12 protein-coding genes are annotated in these 16,906 nt (G+C 67.7%); 3 read left to right on the top strand and 9 right to left on the bottom strand.

Annotated features, from left to right (window positions below):
* Window positions 1–5: 5 nt before the first annotated feature.
* The 3 genes from ntrC to glnA form a co-directional block, all read right to left on the bottom strand.
* Window positions 6–1,532, bottom strand: coding sequence for a nitrogen regulation protein NR(I) (ntrC, locus tag WS64_RS09680; protein ID WP_060966340.1), 1,527 nt, complete (start codon window positions 1,530–1,532; stop codon window positions 6–8).
* Window positions 1,533–1,568: 36 nt separating this feature from the next.
* Window positions 1,569–2,711, bottom strand: coding sequence for a nitrogen regulation protein NR(II) (gene glnL, locus WS64_RS09685; RefSeq protein ID WP_059583294.1), 1,143 nt, complete (start codon window positions 2,709–2,711; stop codon window positions 1,569–1,571).
* 161 nt (window positions 2,712–2,872) lie between these two features.
* Complete coding sequence (gene glnA, locus WS64_RS09690; protein ID WP_059583292.1) at window positions 2,873–4,288, bottom strand: type I glutamate--ammonia ligase; 1,416 nt, start codon at window positions 4,286–4,288, stop codon at window positions 2,873–2,875.
* A 404-nt stretch (window positions 4,289–4,692) separates the two neighbouring features.
* Here glnA and WS64_RS09695 point away from each other — a divergent pair, with 404 nt between their 5' ends.
* Complete coding sequence (locus tag WS64_RS09695) at window positions 4,693–5,157, top strand: rhodanese-like domain-containing protein (RefSeq protein WP_059583291.1); 465 nt, start codon at window positions 4,693–4,695, stop codon at window positions 5,155–5,157.
* Between the two features lie 116 nt (window positions 5,158–5,273).
* Here the strand turns inward: WS64_RS09695 and WS64_RS09700 are convergent, their stop codons facing one another.
* From WS64_RS09700 to hrpA, 5 genes are all read right to left on the bottom strand, one after another.
* Entirely contained in the window at window positions 5,274–6,089 is an 816-nt protein-coding gene (locus WS64_RS09700) for a competence/damage-inducible protein A (protein WP_059583289.1), read from the bottom strand.
* A complete protein-coding gene (locus WS64_RS09705; protein WP_060966341.1) occupies window positions 6,086–6,901 on the bottom strand; it encodes an EI24 domain-containing protein in 816 nt (271 codons plus the stop codon). Before WS64_RS09705 ends, WS64_RS09700 begins: the two co-directional genes overlap by 4 nt.
* A gap of 127 nt (window positions 6,902–7,028) precedes the next feature.
* Window positions 7,029–8,003 carry a sterol desaturase family protein gene (locus WS64_RS09710; protein ID WP_060966342.1) on the bottom strand — a complete coding sequence of 325 codons (975 nt, stop codon included), beginning with the start codon at window positions 8,001–8,003 and terminating at the stop codon, window positions 7,029–7,031.
* Window positions 8,004–8,019: 16 nt separating this feature from the next.
* The gene (locus WS64_RS09715) at window positions 8,020–9,009 is read right to left on the bottom strand and encodes a YVTN family beta-propeller repeat protein (protein ID WP_060966343.1); all 990 of its coding nucleotides are present in this window, start codon (window positions 9,007–9,009) and stop codon (window positions 8,020–8,022) included.
* 174 nt (window positions 9,010–9,183) lie between these two features.
* A complete protein-coding gene (gene hrpA / locus WS64_RS09720) occupies window positions 9,184–13,434 on the bottom strand; it encodes an ATP-dependent RNA helicase HrpA (protein ID WP_060966344.1) in 4,251 nt (1,416 codons plus the stop codon).
* Between the two features lie 23 nt (window positions 13,435–13,457).
* Between hrpA and argA the strand changes: the two genes are divergently transcribed.
* A complete protein-coding gene (argA, locus tag WS64_RS09725; protein ID WP_059583282.1) occupies window positions 13,458–14,837 on the top strand; it encodes an amino-acid N-acetyltransferase in 1,380 nt (459 codons plus the stop codon).
* Window positions 14,838–14,890: 53 nt separating this feature from the next.
* Window positions 14,891–15,166: an oxidative damage protection protein gene (locus WS64_RS09730; RefSeq protein WP_006478357.1), complete on the top strand. Its 276-nt coding sequence runs from the start codon at window positions 14,891–14,893 to the stop codon at window positions 15,164–15,166.
* A 215-nt stretch (window positions 15,167–15,381) separates the two neighbouring features.
* Here WS64_RS09730 and WS64_RS09735 read toward each other — a convergent pair whose 3' ends face one another.
* The gene (locus WS64_RS09735; protein ID WP_060966935.1) at window positions 15,382–16,794 is read right to left on the bottom strand and encodes an MFS transporter; all 1,413 of its coding nucleotides are present in this window, start codon (window positions 16,792–16,794) and stop codon (window positions 15,382–15,384) included.
* Window positions 16,795–16,906 lie beyond the last annotated feature (112 nt).

Below are 16,906 nucleotides of genomic sequence, written 5' to 3' on the forward strand. Positions count from 1 at the left end.
CGAGCTCAGGGCTCCAGATGGAGTTCCTGGATCTTGCGCGTGATCGTGTTGCGGCCGATGCCGAGCCGCTCCGCGGCCTCGACCTTGCGGCCGCGCGTGAAGTCGAGCGCCTCGCGGATCACGGCGGCCTCGAAGCGGCGCGCGAGTTCGTCCATCACGTCTGCCGAGTTCTCGCGCAACAGCCGCGCGACTTCGGTGCGCAACCCGTGCTCCCACACCGGGTAGCCGGCAGGCGCACCGCCGTTCGTCGCGCTCGCGACGGGCGCGGACGCCGCTGGCGCGGCACCGATCGCGGCAGGCACGGCCGCGGCGTGGCCGCCGCTGCCGAGCGCTTCCGTGCCGTCGCCCGTCGCGGCGGCCGGCGCAGCGGGCGCGCCGGCCGGCACGAGATCGGGCGGCAGATCCTTGATCTCGACCGTCTGCGCGGGCGCCATCACGGTCAGCCAATTCGCGAGGTTCTCGAGCTGCCGCACGTTGCCGGGAAACGGCAGCGAGCTCAGGTACGCGAGCGCGTCGTCGGACACGCGCTTCGGCTCGACGCCGAGATCGCGCGCGCTTTTCTGCAGGAAGTGGCGCGTGAGCAGCGCGATGTCCTCGCTGCGTTCGCGCAGCGGCGGCAGGCGCAGCCGGATCACGTTGAGCCGGTGGTAAAGGTCCTCGCGGAACAGCCCCTGCCGCACGCGCGACTCGAGATTCTGGTGCGTCGCGGCGATCACGCGCACGTTCGCGCGCAGCGGGTTGTGGCCGCCCACGCGGTAGAACTGCCCGTCCGACAGCACGCGCAACAGGCGCGTCTGCAGGTCGAACGGCATGTCGCCGATTTCGTCGAGGAACAGCGTGCCGTTCTCGGCCTGCTCGAAGCGGCCCTGCCGCGTCGTCTGCGCGCCGGTGAACGCGCCGCGCTCGTGGCCGAACAGTTCGGATTCGAGCAGATCCTTCGGAATCGCCGCCGTGTTCAGCGCGATGAACGGCCCGTTCGCGCGCGGGCTGTGACGGTGCAGCGCCCGCGCGACGAGCTCCTTGCCGGTGCCCGACTCGCCGGTGATCAGCACGGTCGCGGCCGAATGCGACAGCCGGCCGATCGCGCGAAACATGTCCTGCATCGCGGGCGCCTGCCCGAGCATCTCGGGCGCCTCGGCCACGCGCTCGTCCTGCGGCGCGCCGCCGCGCAGGCTTTCTTCCACCGCGCGGCGGATCAGCTCGACGGCCTTGTCGACGTCGAACGGCTTCGCGAGGTATTCGAACGCGCCGCCCTGGAACGCCGCGACGGCGCTGTCGAGATCGGAGAACGCCGTCATGATGATGACGGGCAGGCCCGGCAGGCGCTCGTGCATCGCCTGCAGCAACTCGAGGCCCGAGCCGCCCGGCATCCGGATATCGGACACGAGCACCTGCGGCGTCTCGTGGTCGAGCGCGGCCAGCGCGTCGCGCACGTTCGCGAAGCTCTTCGTCGCGAAGCTGTCCCGGGCGAGTGCCTTCTCAAGCACCCAGCGGATCGATTGGTCGTCGTCTACTATCCAGATCGGCTTCATAGGTCGGTCAGGTATGGGTGAATCGCATGTCGCCGCTCAATGGTCGAGCGGCAACAGAATCTGAAATTCGGTACGGCCGGGCCGGCTTTCGACCTCGATCATCCCGTCGTGCTGCTGCACGAACGTCTGGGCGAGCGTGAGGCCGAGGCCGCTGCCGTCGTCGCGCCCGGACACGAGCGGATAGAAGATCCGGTCGCGGATCTCTTCCGGAATGCCGGGCCCGTTGTCGATCACGTGCAAGTCCAGTGCCAGCCGGTACAGGCGCTTGGCGATCGTCACCTTGCGCGCGATGCGCGTGCGCAGCTCGATCTTCGCGTCGCCCTGCGCGATCCGTTCGCGCAGCGCCTGCGCGGCGTTGCGCACGATGTTCAGCAGCGCCTGGATCAACTGCTCCTTGTCGCCGCGCAGGTCCGGCACGCTGACGTCGTAGTCGCGCTCGATCGTGAGCCCGCGCGGGAATTCCGCGAGCATCACCGCGCGCACGCGTTCGCACACTTCATGAATGTTCACGTCGCCGACGATATGCGGATGCCGGTGCGGCTCCAGCAACCGGTCGACGAGCGTCTGCAGGCGGTCGGACTCCTTGATGATCACCTGCGTGTATTCGCGCAACTCGCCGCGCTCGCGCTCGCCCAGTTCGAATTCGAGCAGCTGGGCTGCGCCGCGAATGCCGCCGAGCGGGTTCTTGATCTCGTGCGCGAGGTTGCGGATCAGTTGCTTGTTGACCGCGGTCAGGTCGTGGATGCGCTCTTCGCGGTCGGTGCGCGACTGCCGTTCGTTCTCGAACAGCTCGACGAGCACGAAATCGGGCGCGTTCTCGAGGAAGCCGACGATCGCATGCACATGCAGCGGTTCGCGGCCGGGCCGGTCGAGCACGGTATCGAGGTGCGTCGCGTGAAAGCGTTCCTGGCCGATCGCGGTGATCGTCGACGCGAGCTCGTTCGCGTTCGGGAAAATCTCGCCCCACGGCCGCTGCGCGAGCTGCCGCCGCGAGATGTCGAGCATCGCCTCCGCGGACGGGTTCGCGAACGCGACCCGCAGCGTCTTGCGGTCGAGCACGATCACGACCGTCGGCAGCGCTTCGAGCCCCGCCAGCAGACCCGAGCGCGCGAGCCGCTCGTCGTCCGTCAGTCGTTCGGGCTGCCCCGTTTTCGCCTTGATCAGATTCTTCAGAACCATCTGCGTGCTTGTCGCGCCTCACCGGGCCAGAAAATGAAAATCGTCGGAACAAAAAAGGGACGGCCGGACGCCGTCCCCTTTCAGACTCCGCCGTTCCCGCCGCAAGCCGCGCGACGGGAACGAACCGGCATGACGGCGCTGAATCGAAGCGCCATCGCCGATTAGAGCGAGTAGTACATCTCGAACTCGATCGGGTGCGTCGTCATGCGGAACTTCGCCAGCTCCTGCTCCTTCAGCGCGAGGTACGCGTCGATCATGCCGTCCGTGAACACGCCGCCGCGCGTCAGGAATTCGCGATCCTTGTCGAGCGCTTCGAGTGCCTGGTCGAGGCCCGCGCACACGGTCGGGATCTTTGCATCCTCTTCCGGCGGCAGGTCGTACAGGTTCTTGTCCGCTGCTTCGCCCGGATGGATCTTGTTCTGGATCCCGTCGAGGCCGGCCATCATCAGCGCCGTGAAGCACAGGTACGGGTTCGCCATCGGATCCGGGAAGCGCGTTTCGATACGGCGGCCCTTCGGGTTCGACACGTGCGGAATGCGGATCGATGCCGAACGGTTGCGCGCCGAGTACGCGAGCTTGACCGGTGCCTCGAAGTGCGGGACCAGACGCTTGTACGAGTTCGTCGTCGGGTTCGTGATCGCGTTCAGTGCACGGGCGTGCTTGATGATGCCGCCGATGTAGAACAGCGCCAGTTCCGACAGGCCGGCATAGCCGTTGCCCGCGAACAGGTTCTGGCCGTCCTTCCAGATCGACTGGTGAACGTGCATGCCCGAACCGTTGTCGCCGACGACCGGCTTCGGCATGAACGTCGCCGTCTTGCCGTACGAGTGCGCGACGTTATGGATGATGTACTTCGACCATTGCGTCCAGTCGGCGCGCTGAACCAGCGTCGAGAACTTCGTGCCGATTTCGTTCTGGCCCTGGCCCGCCACTTCGTGGTGGTGCACTTCGACCGGGATGCCGAGCTGTTCGAGCAGCAGGCACATTTCCGAACGCATGTCCTGGAACGTGTCGACCGGCGCGACCGGGAAATAGCCGCCCTTCGTGCCCGGGCGGTGGCCCGTGTTGCCGCCTTCGAATTCCTTGCCTGCCGACCACGGCGCTTCTTCCGAGTTGATCTTCACGAAGCAGCCCGACATGTCCGTGTTCCACTGGACCGAGTCGAAAATGAAGAATTCCGGTTCCGGACCGAAGTAGGCCGTGTCGCCGATGCCCGTGCTCTTCAGGTACGCTTCGCCGCGCTTCGCGAGCGAACGCGGATCGCGCTCGTAGCCCTTGCCGTCGGCCGGCTCGACCACGTCGCAGGTCAGCACGAGGGTCGACTCTTCGTAGAACGGGTCGACGAACGCTGCGTTCGGGTCCGGCATGAGCAGCATGTCCGACGCCTCGATGCCCTTCCAGCCCGCGATCGACGAACCGTCGAATGCATGCCCGCTTTCGAACTTGTCTTCGTCAAACGCCGAAACCGGCACCGACACGTGCTGCTCCTTGCCGCGCGTATCCGTGAAGCGGAAATCGACAAACTTGACGTCCTCGTCCTTCACGAGCTGCATGACGTCGGCGACGGTTTTACTCATAACCTCTTCTCCTGATTGAACAATTCCGGCGGACTGGGAAACCGCCTCGTTTATCGAGCTGACCGGGGTCTTGCTTTGGCGCAGCGCGCCCCGATTCGACCGAATTCTATATAGCAGCTTCCGTGCCAACCATCGCAAAACCGACGCGGATCACGCCAGCCCGCGCCGTGGCGGGGCTCGCCTGCGCAATTGCAGGGCTCTCCGCCGTACTGGCGCTGGCGGGGGCGCACCGAAATGGTGCGCTCGTGCGGATACGGCGGCGCAGCCGAATCATCCTGGTGCATTCGCGCCATTTTGCACTTTTTTGGTGAACGCGTGGTCCGTGCCTGCACCACCGCTCACGCCGGCATCCGCGCGACGCCACCGCGCTAGAATGCTCGTTTGACCGATACGGAGACCCTGCCATGAGTACGCTCGACCAGCTTTACGCGAAGGCCGACGAACGCCGCGCACAAGGCGCGCTCAACTACGCCGGCGCGCTGCTGCCGGTCGAGGCGTTCGAACTGCTGCAGCTCGACCCGTCGGCGCGCCTCGTCGACGTGCGCACGCGCGCCGAGCTCGACTGGGTCGGCCGCCCGCTCGTCGGCGACGGCCAGTACCTGCACGTCGAATGGACGCGCTACCCGGGCGGCGTGCCGAACGCCGAATTCGTCAACGAACTGAAGGCGGCCCTCCCGGCCGATACGCCCATCCTGTTCCTGTGCCGCAGCGCCGCGCGCTCGAAGCTCGCTGCGGTCGCGTCCGCGCAGGCCGGTTTCACGAAGGCCTTCGACCTGCTGGAAGGCTTCGAGGGCGCCAAGGACGCCGAAGGCCACCGCAAGACGGTCGACGGCTGGTGCTTCCGCAAACTGCCGTGGATCGGCGCCTGACGGCGCGCCGCGCCCGCCGGTTGCGACAGTCTCATCGTCGAGCCGGGCGATGACATGCCGATGACGGGCCGCATTGCGCGGCCCGTTGTTTTTGGTACGGCCCCGTTGCAGGCCGCTCAGGCGCGCGGCGTATCGGGCTCGACGACGTCGCCGCCGAGCAGGTGCACGCCTTCGCGCAGCTTCACGAACGCGGCCGCGACCGCTTCCGGCTCGCCCTTCACGCCGAGATCGATGTGACGGCGCGCGTAGATGCCGCCGCGCTCCGCGTCGCCGACGCTCGGCAGGCTGAATACGCGCACGCCGGGGAAATCGCGCTCGATCTTCTCCATCAGCGGCGTCAGCGTCGATTCCGGCAACTCGAACACGACCAGCGAGCGCTCGGCATGCGGCGTCGCGTGATGTAGATGCGCGTACTTCGTATCGAGCACCCACTCGATCATCGGCCACGCCATCACCGGGAAGCCCGGCACGAAGTGGAGATGACCGACCGAGAAGCCGGGAATCCGGTTGTAGCCGTTCGGGATGATCGTCGCGCCCGCCGGAAACACGCCCATGTTGAAGCGATGCTGGTTCTCCGGCGATTCGAAATCGACCGGCGTGGCCGGGTCGGCGTGCGTCTCGCGAATGCGTTCCGAAATCAGCGCCTTCGCTTCCGGATGCAGCTCGAGCGGCACGCCGAGCGCGGCGGCCGCGCACTGGCGCGTATGGTCGTCGGGCGTCGCGCCGATCCCGCCCGTCGAGAACACGATGTCGCCCGACGCGATCGCACGCGCGAGTGTCGCGGTGATGCGCGCCGGATCGTCGCCGACGTATTCGGCCCAGTCGAGCGCGAGGCCGCGCGCGCCGAGCAGCTCGATGACCTTCGCCAGATGCTTGTCCTGCCGGCGGCCCGAAAGGATTTCGTCGCCGATGATGATGATGCCGATGCTCATGCCTGCCCCATGTCGATTGCGGTGGCGCGCAGGTCCTCCAGCGCGCGCAGGCAGTAGTGCCCGAACCACAGCGCCGAGAAGACGAGGATGAAAGCGTATACCCAGATCATGGCGGCCGCGACGAACGGGAACAGCACCATCATCCAGACCGACGAAACCCACACGAAGGTCGGCACGGTGCCGAGCAGCCCGGTCGCGACGCCGATGCCGATCAGCGGCCAGCGGTGCCGGCGCACGAGCGCGCGGCGCTCGTCGCGGCTCGCGTGCAGCGCGAGCGCGTCGTAGGTCATCACGCGATACGTGAGCCAGCCCCAGATCACCGGCGGCAGCAGCGCGAAGAACGGCGGAATCAGCCACAGCGGGATCGTGACGACGAGCAGCACGACGCCGACGATCGCCGCGCCGAGCGAATTGACCACGCTGCCGAAGAAGGTGCCGCCCCGCTTCGGCTCGAGCGCCGCGAACTGCCGGTTCGACAGGTGCTTGATCACGACCGGCATCGAGATCGTCGCGATCAGCAGCAGCACGGTCAGCACGATCAGCGGAATCGCGAGCGACACGACCACGAACGGCGCGACGACCGCGTGCAGTTGCGACATGCCGATCGCATCGAACGCGCGATACAGCGCGGCCGTCAGCACGAAGCCGTCGAGCGCGCCGCGCGCGACGTCGATCAGCGTCTGCCACGAGAACCACAGCACGGCGCCCCACAGCAGCGCCGAGACGACGAACGGCATCAGCGTGAGCCACAGCATGCGCGGGTGCAGCGCGCTGGCGAACGCCCGGACGAAGGAACGCAGCAAGTCGTTCATGCGAGCCTATGGAGTATGGATTGACGGAGAAAAACGGGGAAAGGATAAACCACGCGGCCCGCCTGCGCCAAAGCGCCTGCGGGCCGCGTGGAAGCGTCGCTCGACGGGAGACAGGCCGGAATCGGGATCAGGCCGACGCCGCGCCGCGTTTCGCGGGAAACAGGCGCCGGAAGATCCGCACGAACGCCAGGCCGTGCTGCGACCAGAAGCCGTCGCCGTAGGACACGCCCTCGACCTGCTCGCGGATGCCGGTCGGCTCGACCGTGCGGTTCCACGACGCGGTGCCGAACATCATGTCCCACCACGGGAACAGCACGCCGAAGTTGCAGCCGTACTTGGTGCCTTCGTGGCCGTAGCCGACCGCATGGTGCCGGCGGTGGAAGATCGGGCTGACGAGCAGGCGCTCGCCGATGCGGCCGTACGACAGCCGCGCATTCGTATGCTGGATGCTCTGCAGGAAGTTCGTGACCGCGGTCAGCACGACGAACTGCGACGGCGTCACGCCGATCACGAGCGCGATCGCCGCGAAGAAGCACGACTGGATCACGTCGTCGAGCAGGTGGTTGCGGTCGTCGCACCACAGCGACATCTGACGCTGGCTGTGATGAACCGCGTGCAGCTCCCACCAGATGCCGAACTTGTGCTGCCAGCGGTGATACCAGTAGCCGGCGAAATCGAGCACGACGAGGTAGATCACGAACGCGACGATCGGCTGCGAGGTCACGCCCGGCCACAGGTAGTCGAGGTTGACGTTCGACACGCCATGCAGGCGCAGCCACGCCTGGAAGTTGTCGAACACCGGCTGCAGCGCGAAGAAGAAGAACAGCGTGTAGATGCCGAGCTTCGAGATCGCCGTGTAGATCACGTCGACCCGCACCGCGCGGCGGTTCTTCCAGCGCTCGACCGGCAGCAGCGCCTCGAGCGGGCGCAGCAGCGCGAACATCAGCACCATCTGCAGCGCGCCGATGATCACCCAGTACAGCGCGTCGTAGGTGTCCTCGTCGTAGTCCATCAGGTTGAACTTGAAGAGGAGCGGCTGCACGACGTCGACGTACAGCCAGGTCTGGATGTCCGACACGAACGCATCGATCAGGTGCAGCATCGTCCGCCTCCGCCCGTCACGCGCCGTTCGCCGCCTTCCACGGCGCGCGGTCGTAGAAGTAGATGCCGTGCGGCGAGCGGCCGACGGCGATCGTCTGCACCAGCTTGCGCGAGGCCAGATCGATGATCCCGACCTTCTTCGCGAAACGGAACGTCACCCACAGCGTCTTCTTGTCGGCGGACAGCTCCATGTCGTCGGGGCCCGGCAGCAGGCCGGTGATGTCGCCGACGTTGGTGAGCGCGTTCTCGTCGATGATGCTGATCGTGTTCGCGACGCGGTTGGTGACCGCGACGTGCGTGCCGTCGGCGAGCGAGCGGAAGTTGTGCGCGCCCTTGCCCGTGTAGATCTGCTTGACGACCTTCTGGTTGCGCCAGTCGACGACCGCGACGTAATCCGCGCCGGTCATCCCGACCAGCAGGAACTTGTCGTCGGGCGTGAGCCACAGGCCGGCCGGCACCTTGCCGACCTTCATCTTCCACTTGACCGTCTGCGTCGGCAGATCGATCGCCGCGATCTCGCCGGACACCTGCAGCGACACGAGCAGCGTCTTGCTGTCCTTCGTGAACGCGAGGTGGCTCGGCATCACCGCGAGCGGCACGCGCTTCACGAGCTTCAGGTCGTGGCCGTCGTAGCCATAGATGTCGACGCGATCGAGCCGCAAACCGGCCGCCGCGAACCACTTGCGGTCGGGCGAAAAGCCGAGCTGGTAAGGATCGTCTATCCCTTCGACGGTGCGCTGCAGCTTGCCCGTCTTCGGATCGAGGAACATCAGGCTGTTCGAGACCGAATTCGCGACGATCAGCGACGCATTGTCGGGCGTCGCCATCAAATGGTGCGGTTCCTTGCCGGTCGGCATCGTGGAAACGACTTCGCGGGTCTGCTGGTCGATCAGGGAAAGCGTCGCTTCGGCCGAATTCAGGACGATCACGTTATTCGCGTGTGCGGCGGGCGCCAGCACGGCGGCGGCCAGCGCAAGCGTGCGGCCGAAGGAAAGGAAAGTGCGCATGAAGACTCACGTCGTGGAACAGCAGTGATTGTAGAACGTTCGGCGGGCCCCTCCGGTTGACCCATGCCGGGATTGCGCCGCTTTTGCGCCACCTTGCCGCACGCCGGGCGGCCGCACGGGCCGCCGCGGCGCAGGCCCCGGCTGCCCGTGCAGGCCCGCCCGACCGATGTCGCGCTAGCGCTGCATCGACTCCCAGACCTTGTGCAGACGCTTGACAGAGACCGGCATCGGCGTGCGCAGTTCCTGCGCGAACAGCGAAATCCGCAGTTCCTCCAGCAGCCAGCGGAATTCCGCGAGCCGCGCATCGGCGACGCCGCCGCGCTGCGACACCGCGCGCTGGTACTGCTGGACGAGCGGCAGTAGCTCGGCCGACTGCTTCGCGTCGCGCGCCGGATCGGCCTTCAGCTTGTCGATCCGCAGCGCGATGCCCTTCAGATAGCGCGGGAAATGCGCAAGCTGCGCGTAAGGCGTGTCGATCACGAAGCGCTTGCCGACCAGCGCGGCCAGTTGCTGCTGCAGGTCGGCATGGGCCTGCGCGAACGGCTTCGCCTGCGCGAGCTTCTTCACGAGGCCCGCGTATTCGGCCAGGATCTGCCCGACGAGCCGCGCGATTTCCTGCGCGAGCAGGTTCAGCCGGCTCCTGCCCTCGTCGCGGCGCGTGTGGAAGCTCGCGTCGTCGTCGGGCAGCGGGTCCTGCAGGCACGCGCGGTCGAGCGCCGTGTCGATCAACTGGTCGCGCAGCTCGTCCTGCGTGCCGAGCGACATGTACTGCATCGCCATCTCGCGCAGGCCGGGCAGGTTCTTTTCCAGGAACTTGATCGGCTCCTTCAACTGCAGCGCGAACAACCGCCGCAAGCCGGCCCGGTGAATGCGCGCGGCCTCCTCCGGCGAATCGAACACCTCGACGTCGCAATGCGTGCCGCGATCGACGAGCGCCGGATAGCCGTACAGCGTCTGGCCGCGCCGGCGGATTTCCAGCAGCTCGGGCAGCTTGCCGAAATTCCACGTCGTCAGGTTCTCGTACAGCGCCGTCGCGCCGGTTTCCGTCGGGGCGGCCATCCGTGGGACGGCCATCCGTGGGGCGGCCATCCGTGGGGCGGCCGTCTGCGGCGCGGCGCCCTTGCCCGGCTTGCCGCCCTTCGCGGCCGAAGCCTGCGCGGCGGCCGGCGCCGGCGCGCCGGCTGCATCGCCCGCGCCGGCGTCGCCGCCCGGCGCGAACGTCGACGCCGCCGCGATCTTCTGGAACTGCTGCTGCGCCTGCGCACCGAGCTCCTGGCGAAGCTGCGCGAGATTGCGCCCCATCGCGAGCTGGCGGCCGTGCTCGTCGATCACCTTGAAATTCATGAACAGGTGCGCGGGCAACGTCTCGAGCTTGAAATCGGCCGTCTTCATCGCGACCTGCGTCTCGCCGCGCACGTCGGCGATCAGCGCCTCGACGAGCCCGCCCGCGCCAAAGCGCTCGCGCCCCATCCGCTCGACGAAGCCCGCCGCGTACTCGGGCAGCGGCACGCAGTGCCGGCGCAGCTTCTGCGGCAGCGACTTCAACAGCAACTGCACCTTTTCCTTCAGCATCCCCGGCACGAGCCACTCGCAGCGGCGCGCATCGACCTGGTTCAGCGCGAAGAGCGGCACCGCGAGCGTCACGCCGTCGCGCGGCGTGCCGGGCTCGAAGTGATACGTGAGCGCCATCTCGACGCCGGCCATCGTCGCGCGCTTCGGGAACAGGTCGGTCGTCACGCCGGCCGCCTCGTGGCGCATCAGGTCGTCGCGCGACAGGTACAGCAGCCGCTGCTTGTCGTCGGGCTGGCCGCCCTTCTTCACCTCGTCGCGATACCAGCGCTCGAACGCGGCGCCCGTGTGGATGCCTTCCGGAATCGCGTGGTCGTAGTACGCGTAGATCAGCTCGTCGTCGACCAGCACGTCCTGGCGGCGCGACTTGTGTTCGAGCTGCTCGATGTCGGCGAGCAGCTTGCGGTTGTGCGCGAAGAACGGCAGCTTCGTGTCGAATTCGCCTTCGACCAGCGCGCCGCGGATGAACAATTCGCGTGCGCGCGCCGGGTCCTGCTTGCCGAACGCGACGCGCCGCCGGTGGTAGATCGGCAACCCGTACAGCGTCGCGCGCTCGAACGCGCTCACCTGCGCCGGGCGCTTTTCCCAGTGCGGCTCCGACAGCGATTTTTTCAGCAGATGCGCGCCGATCTTCTCGACCCACTCGGGCTCGATCTTCGCGAGGCAGCGCGCGTACAGCCGGCTCGTCTCGACGAGTTCGGCCGCCATCACCCAGCGGCCGGCCTTCTTCGCGAGCGCGGAGCCGGGCCACAGGTAGAACTTGATGCCGCGCGCGCCGAGGTAATGCGGATCGTCGTCCGCTTTCATCCCGATGTTGCCGAGCAGGCCCGTCAACAGGGCCAGATGAATCTGTTCGTAGGTGGCCTCGACTTCGTTGAGTCGCCAGCCGTGCTCGCGCACGACCGTCAGCAGCTGCGAATGAACGTCGCGCCACTCGCGCAGCCGCAGGTGCGACAGGAAATTCTGCCGGCAGGCGTCGACGAGCTGGCGATTCGACTTCTTGTGCGCGACGGCTTCCTCGAACCATGCCCAGATCTTCAGCCACTGCAGGAATTCGGAGCGCTCGTCGGCAAACCGGCGGTGCGCCTGGTCGGCCTGCTCCTGCGCTTCGATCGGGCGGTCGCGCGGATCCTGCACGGACAGCGCGCTCGCGATGATCAGCACCTCGCGCAGCGATTGCTGGTCGCGCGCGGCGAGAATCATCCGGCCGACGCGCGGGTCGAGCGGCAGCCGCGCGAGCTCGCGGCCGAGCGGCGTCAGCGCGTTGTCGTCGTCGACCGCGCCGAGCTCGTTCAGCAACTGGTAGCCGTCCGCGATCGCGCGGCCGGGCGGCGGCTCGAGGAACGGGAACGATTCGATCGCGGTCAGGTGCAGCGACTTCATCCGCAGGATCACCGACGCGAGCGACGAACGCAGGATTTCCGGATCGGTGAAGCGTGCGCGCGCCTGGTAGTCGCTTTCCTCGTACAAGCGGATGCACACGCCGTCGGCCACGCGCCCGCAACGGCCCGCGCGCTGGTTCGCGGCCGCCTGCGAGATCGACTCGACCTGCAGCTGCTCGACCTTGTTCCGGTACGAATAGCGCTTCACGCGCGCGAGACCGGTGTCGACCACGTAGCGGATGCCCGGCACCGTCAGCGAGGTTTCGGCCACGTTGGTCGCGAGCACGATGCGGCGCGCGTTCGACGCCTTGAACACCTTGTCCTGGTCGGCCGCCGACAGCCGCGCGAACAGCGGCAGGATCTCGGTATGCGGCGGATGGTGCTTGCGCAGCGCCTCGGCCGCCTCGCGGATCTCGCGCTCGCCGGGCAGGAACACCAGCACGTCGCCGGGGCCTTCGCGGCACAGCTCGTCGACCGCGTCGACGATCGCGTCCATCAGGTCGCGCTCGGCCTCGCGCGCGGTCTTCACGCGATCGCGGCCGCCCGTGCCTTCCGCGTTCTTCACCGCCGGGCGATCCTCGGCCACAGGGCGGTAACGCATCTCGACCGGATACAGCCGCCCGCTCACCTCGATCACCGGCGCCGGACGTTCGTCGGTGCCGAAATGGCGTGCGAAGCGGTCGGCGTCGATCGTCGCGGACGTGACGATCAGCTTCAGGTCCGGCCGCCGCGGCAGGATCTCCTTCAGATAGCCGAGCAGGAAGTCGATGTTCAGGCTGCGCTCGTGCGCCTCGTCGATGATCAGCGTGTCGTACGCCTTCAGCAACGGGTCGGTCTGCGTCTCGGCGAGCAGGATGCCGTCCGTCATCAGCTTCACGGACGCGCCCGGCGCGAGATTGTCGGTAAAGCGCACCTTGTAGCCGACCACCTCGCCGAACGGCGTGCCGAGTTCCTCGGCGATCCGGCGGCCGGTGGACGATGCGGCCAGGCGCCGCGGCTGCGTATGGCCGATCAGGCCCGTGCCGCCGGCGCCGAGGCCGCGGCCGAGATCGAGACAGATCTTCGGCAACTGCGTGGTCTTGCCCGAGCCCGTTTCACCGCAGACGATGACGACCTGGTGGCCGGCGATCGCGCGCGCGATTTCGTCGCGCTTGCCCGACACGGGCAGGCTTTCGGGGTACGTGATCGGCGGGACGGGGTTCGGTGCGACGGCGGCGCGCGGCGCACGCTCGCGGCGCGGGGCGCGCTCGCCCGCGGCCTGCGGCGCGCCCTTCGCGGCCGGCTGGCGCGCGTCGCCGCGCCGTTCGTCATTGCGCGGCCCGCGCGGCGCGGGTGCCGGCGTGCCCGCCGGCTTGTCCTGCTGCCCGCGCGGCGGCTGGCCCTGCTGCTCGCGCGCGTCGGCCGCACCATCCGGGTGCTTCGCCGACGGCGTATTGGCCCGCGTCGGCGCGGGACTTTTAGAAACATTCGACATGGGGGCGCATTATAATCCCGGCCATGAATTCCCAAACCGACCTCCCTCCCGCCCAGACCGGCGCCGCGACGCCGCCGGCCGCCGACGATTCGGCCGCCAGCCACGCGCAGTTCGTCGACTGGATGCGCTCCGTCGCGCCCTATATCCACAAGTTCCGCAACAGCACGTTCGTCGTGGGGTTCGGCGGCGAGGTGGTGCAGCAGGGGCTGCTGAACGCGCTCGTATCCGACATCGCGCTGTTGCAGGCGATGGGCATCCAGATCGTGCTGGTGCACGGCTCGCGCCCGCAGGTCGAGGAGCAGTTGAGCCTGCACGGTGTCGAATCCGAGTTTTCGCACGGGCTGCGCATCACCGATGCGCGCGCGCTCGAATCCGCGAAGGAGGCGGCCGGCGAAGTGCGTCTCGACATCGAGGCCGCGATCAGCCAGGGTCTGCCGAACTCGCCGATGGCGCATGCGCACATCAGCGTCGTGTCGGGCAACTTCGTGACCGCGCGGCCGGTGGGAATTCTCGACGGGGTCGATTTCGCGCACACGGGCATCGTGCGCAAGATCGACGCCGAATCGATCCGTCATTCGCTCGCGAGCCGCAAGCTCGTGCTGCTGTCGCCGCTCGGGTTCTCGCCGACCGGCGAGGCGTTCAACCTGTCGATGGAAGACGTCGCGTCGGCGGCCGCGATCGCGCTGCGCGCCGACAAGATCATCTTCCTCACCGAAGGGCCCGGCATCGTCGACGACGAAGGCGACCTGGTGCGCGAAATGTCGCTCGACGCGGCCGCCGAGCTGCTCGATTCCGGCAACATCCAGGGCGACGACGCATTCTTCCTCAAGCATTCGATCCGCGCGTGCCGCGGCGGCGTGACGCGCGCGCACCTGATTCCGCAATCGCTCGACGGCAGCATGCTGCTCGAACTGTTCCTGCACGACGGCGTCGGCACGATGATCTCGTACGAGAACCTCGAAAGCCTGCGCGAAGCGACGCCGGACGACGTCGGCGGCATCCTGTCGCTGATCGAGCCGCTCGAATCGGACGGCACGCTGGTGCGGCGCGGCCGCCACCAGATCGAACGCGACATCGATCACTTCTCGGTGATCGAGCACGATGGCGTGCTGTTCGGCTGCGCGGCGCTGTATCCGTACCAGCAGGAAAAGATCGGCGAGATGGCGTGCCTGACGGTCGCGCCGGAAGCGCAGGGCTCGGGCGACGGCGAACGCCTGCTCAAGCGCATCGAGCAGCGCGCCCGCGCGCGCGGCCTCACGCATATCTTCGTGCTCACGACGCGCACCGAGCACTGGTTCCTCAAGCGCGGCTTCGTCAAGGTCAGCGTCGACGACCTGCCGGAAGACCGTCGCAAACTCTATAACTGGCAGCGCAAGTCGCTCGTGCTGATGAAACAGCTCTGAGCACCGGCACGACTGCCCTTCCCCCCAGACACCGATTACAGGAGAAGTACACGATGGCTCGAATGATCCAATGCGCGAAGCTCGGCAAGGAAGCCGAAGGTCTCGATTTCCCGCCGCTGCCGGGCGAACTCGGCAAGCGCATTTACGAAAGCGTGTCGAAGGAAGCATGGCAAGGCTGGCTCAAGCAGCAGACGATGCTGATCAACGAGAATCGCCTGAACATGGCCGACCCGCGCGCGCGCCAGTATCTGATGAAGCAGACGGAGAAGTACTTCTTCGGCGACGGCGCGGACCAGGCGTCCGGCTACGTACCGCCGACGGAAGGCTGAGCGACGACGCGACTCGCGACGGCCGGCCGTGCCGGCGGCGTCGCGACGTGAAGCAAAAGCCCCAAGCAAACGGCACCGTGTCTCGCACGGTGCCGTTTGCTTTTGGGACGCCTGATCTGGCGCGAGCGAAGGCAACGCGACGCGCGACCCGCCCGGCGCCCGATGCCGCGGAATCGCCGCGCCGCCGCCTCGGCGCATCGCGCCGGCCTGCCGGCTCAACCCGCGGGTTTCAACGTGCCGCGATCGTCGGGTGGCGCGGCTTCGCCGCCCGGGTTCCCTGCGCCCGTATGCTCGGTGCCCCACTCGGCCGCATCGCTGCGCTCGGCGCTCGACAGTTCGTCGGCGCGATGTCCGGTGCGATTGAGCAGCGCCACCATGCAGACAAGCGACACGAGCGCATAGAGACCCGACGCGATCGCGACGCCGACGATGCTGCCCGTCGCATTGAGGATCGCCTGCGCGAGCACGGGCGTGCCGCCGCCGACGACGAGCGCGCTCAACTGATACGCGAGCGACAGGCCCGTGTAGCGGATGTTGGCCGGGAACACGCGCGCGAGCACGCCGCCGACCGCGCCGTAGAACATCGCCGACGGAATCGTCGAGATGCACATGCCCGCGACGGCGACCCAGTACGAACCCGTCGCGAGCGCATGGAACATCACGGGCATCAGCACGATTTCCGGGATCAGGATCCAGCACATCGCGCGCCGCATGTCGACCTTCGACACGAACCATGCGCCGACCGGCTGCATCAGGAACTGCACGACGAGCGAGATCGACAGGATGCCGAGGAACGTACCCTGCGCATAACCGAGTTCCTTGGTCGCCCACGACAGCGCGAACGTGCTGCGGAAATACGTGACGTTGATCACCGGCAGCGTGCCGGCCGCGAGCAGCACGACGACCCAGTGGTCGCGCACCACGTCGCGCAGCGGCAGCTTCACCGTGCGCTTGCGCGCGAGCACGCGCTGCATGTCGACCGATTCCTCGAGCTTCAGCCGGATCACCATCCCGATGATCACGAGCACGGCCGACAGCAGGAACGGAATGCGCCAGCCCCACATCAGGAACGACGGTGTCGGCAGCGCGCTCAGCGCGAAGAACGCGGCCGTGGCCAGCAGGTTGCCGGTGGGCGAGCCCTGCTGCGCGAACGCCGCATACAGGATGCTGCGATGCTTCGGCGCGTTCTCGCTCGCGATCAGCACCGCGCCGCCCCACTCGCCGCCGACCGCGATGCCCTGCAGCACGCGCAGCACGACGAGGCCCGCGGGCGCCCACACGCCGATCGACGCATAGCCGGGCAGCAGCCCGATGCCGGTCGTCGCGAGCCCCATCATCACCAGCGTGATCACGAGCGCCGTCTTGCGGCCGACGCGATCGCCGAGATGCCCGAACACGATCCCGCCGAGCGGCCGCGCGGCAAAGCCGGCCCAGAACGTGACGAACGCGAGCAGCGTCGCGACGCCGGGGTCCATCGCGCTGGAAAAGAACACCTTGCCGAACACGAGCGCCGCGGCCGTGCCGTAGATGTAGAAGTCGTACCACTCGATCGTGGTGCCGACGAACGCCGCGAGGGCGGCGCGGCCAGGCCGCGGCTGCGCGGCGGGCGGGGATTGCGGACGGCTCATCGATGTCTCCATGTTTGTGATCGGCAACGCGACTGTCGCGCGCGTTGCCGGAGGGCCGGTCTTGCGCCGCCGGCTGGCGGGGTTGCGCTACGTTGCGTTGCTTGATGTCGGC

It is taken from the genome of Burkholderia anthina (assembly GCF_001547525.1).
GTDB classification, from domain to species: domain Bacteria; phylum Pseudomonadota; class Gammaproteobacteria; order Burkholderiales; family Burkholderiaceae; genus Burkholderia; species Burkholderia semiarida.

Bases quoted from the DNA above. Each gene is read 5' to 3' on its own strand.
- argA (WP_059583282.1), top strand. From the start codon at position 13,458: ATGAATTCCCAAACCGACCTCCCTCCCGCCCAGACCGGCGCCGCGACG.
- hrpA (WP_060966344.1), bottom strand. From the start codon at position 13,434: ATGTCGAATGTTTCTAAAAGTCCCGCGCCGACGCGGGCCAATACGCCG.
- WS64_RS09695 (WP_059583291.1), top strand. From the start codon at position 4,693: ATGAGTACGCTCGACCAGCTTTACGCGAAGGCCGACGAACGCCGCGCA.
- glnA (WP_059583292.1), bottom strand. From the start codon at position 4,288: ATGAGTAAAACCGTCGCCGACGTCATGCAGCTCGTGAAGGACGAGGAC.
- glnL (WP_059583294.1), bottom strand. From the start codon at position 2,711: ATGGTTCTGAAGAATCTGATCAAGGCGAAAACGGGGCAGCCCGAACGA.
- WS64_RS09730 (WP_006478357.1), top strand. From the start codon at position 14,891: ATGGCTCGAATGATCCAATGCGCGAAGCTCGGCAAGGAAGCCGAAGGT.
- WS64_RS09700 (WP_059583289.1), bottom strand. From the start codon at position 6,089: ATGAGCATCGGCATCATCATCATCGGCGACGAAATCCTTTCGGGCCGC.
- WS64_RS09710 (WP_060966342.1), bottom strand. From the start codon at position 8,003: ATGCTGCACCTGATCGATGCGTTCGTGTCGGACATCCAGACCTGGCTG.
- WS64_RS09735 (WP_060966935.1), bottom strand. From the start codon at position 16,794: ATGAGCCGTCCGCAATCCCCGCCCGCCGCGCAGCCGCGGCCTGGCCGC.
- WS64_RS09705 (WP_060966341.1), bottom strand. From the start codon at position 6,901: ATGAACGACTTGCTGCGTTCCTTCGTCCGGGCGTTCGCCAGCGCGCTG.
- WS64_RS09715 (WP_060966343.1), bottom strand. From the start codon at position 9,009: ATGCGCACTTTCCTTTCCTTCGGCCGCACGCTTGCGCTGGCCGCCGCC.
- ntrC (WP_060966340.1), bottom strand. From the start codon at position 1,532: ATGAAGCCGATCTGGATAGTAGACGACGACCAATCGATCCGCTGGGTG.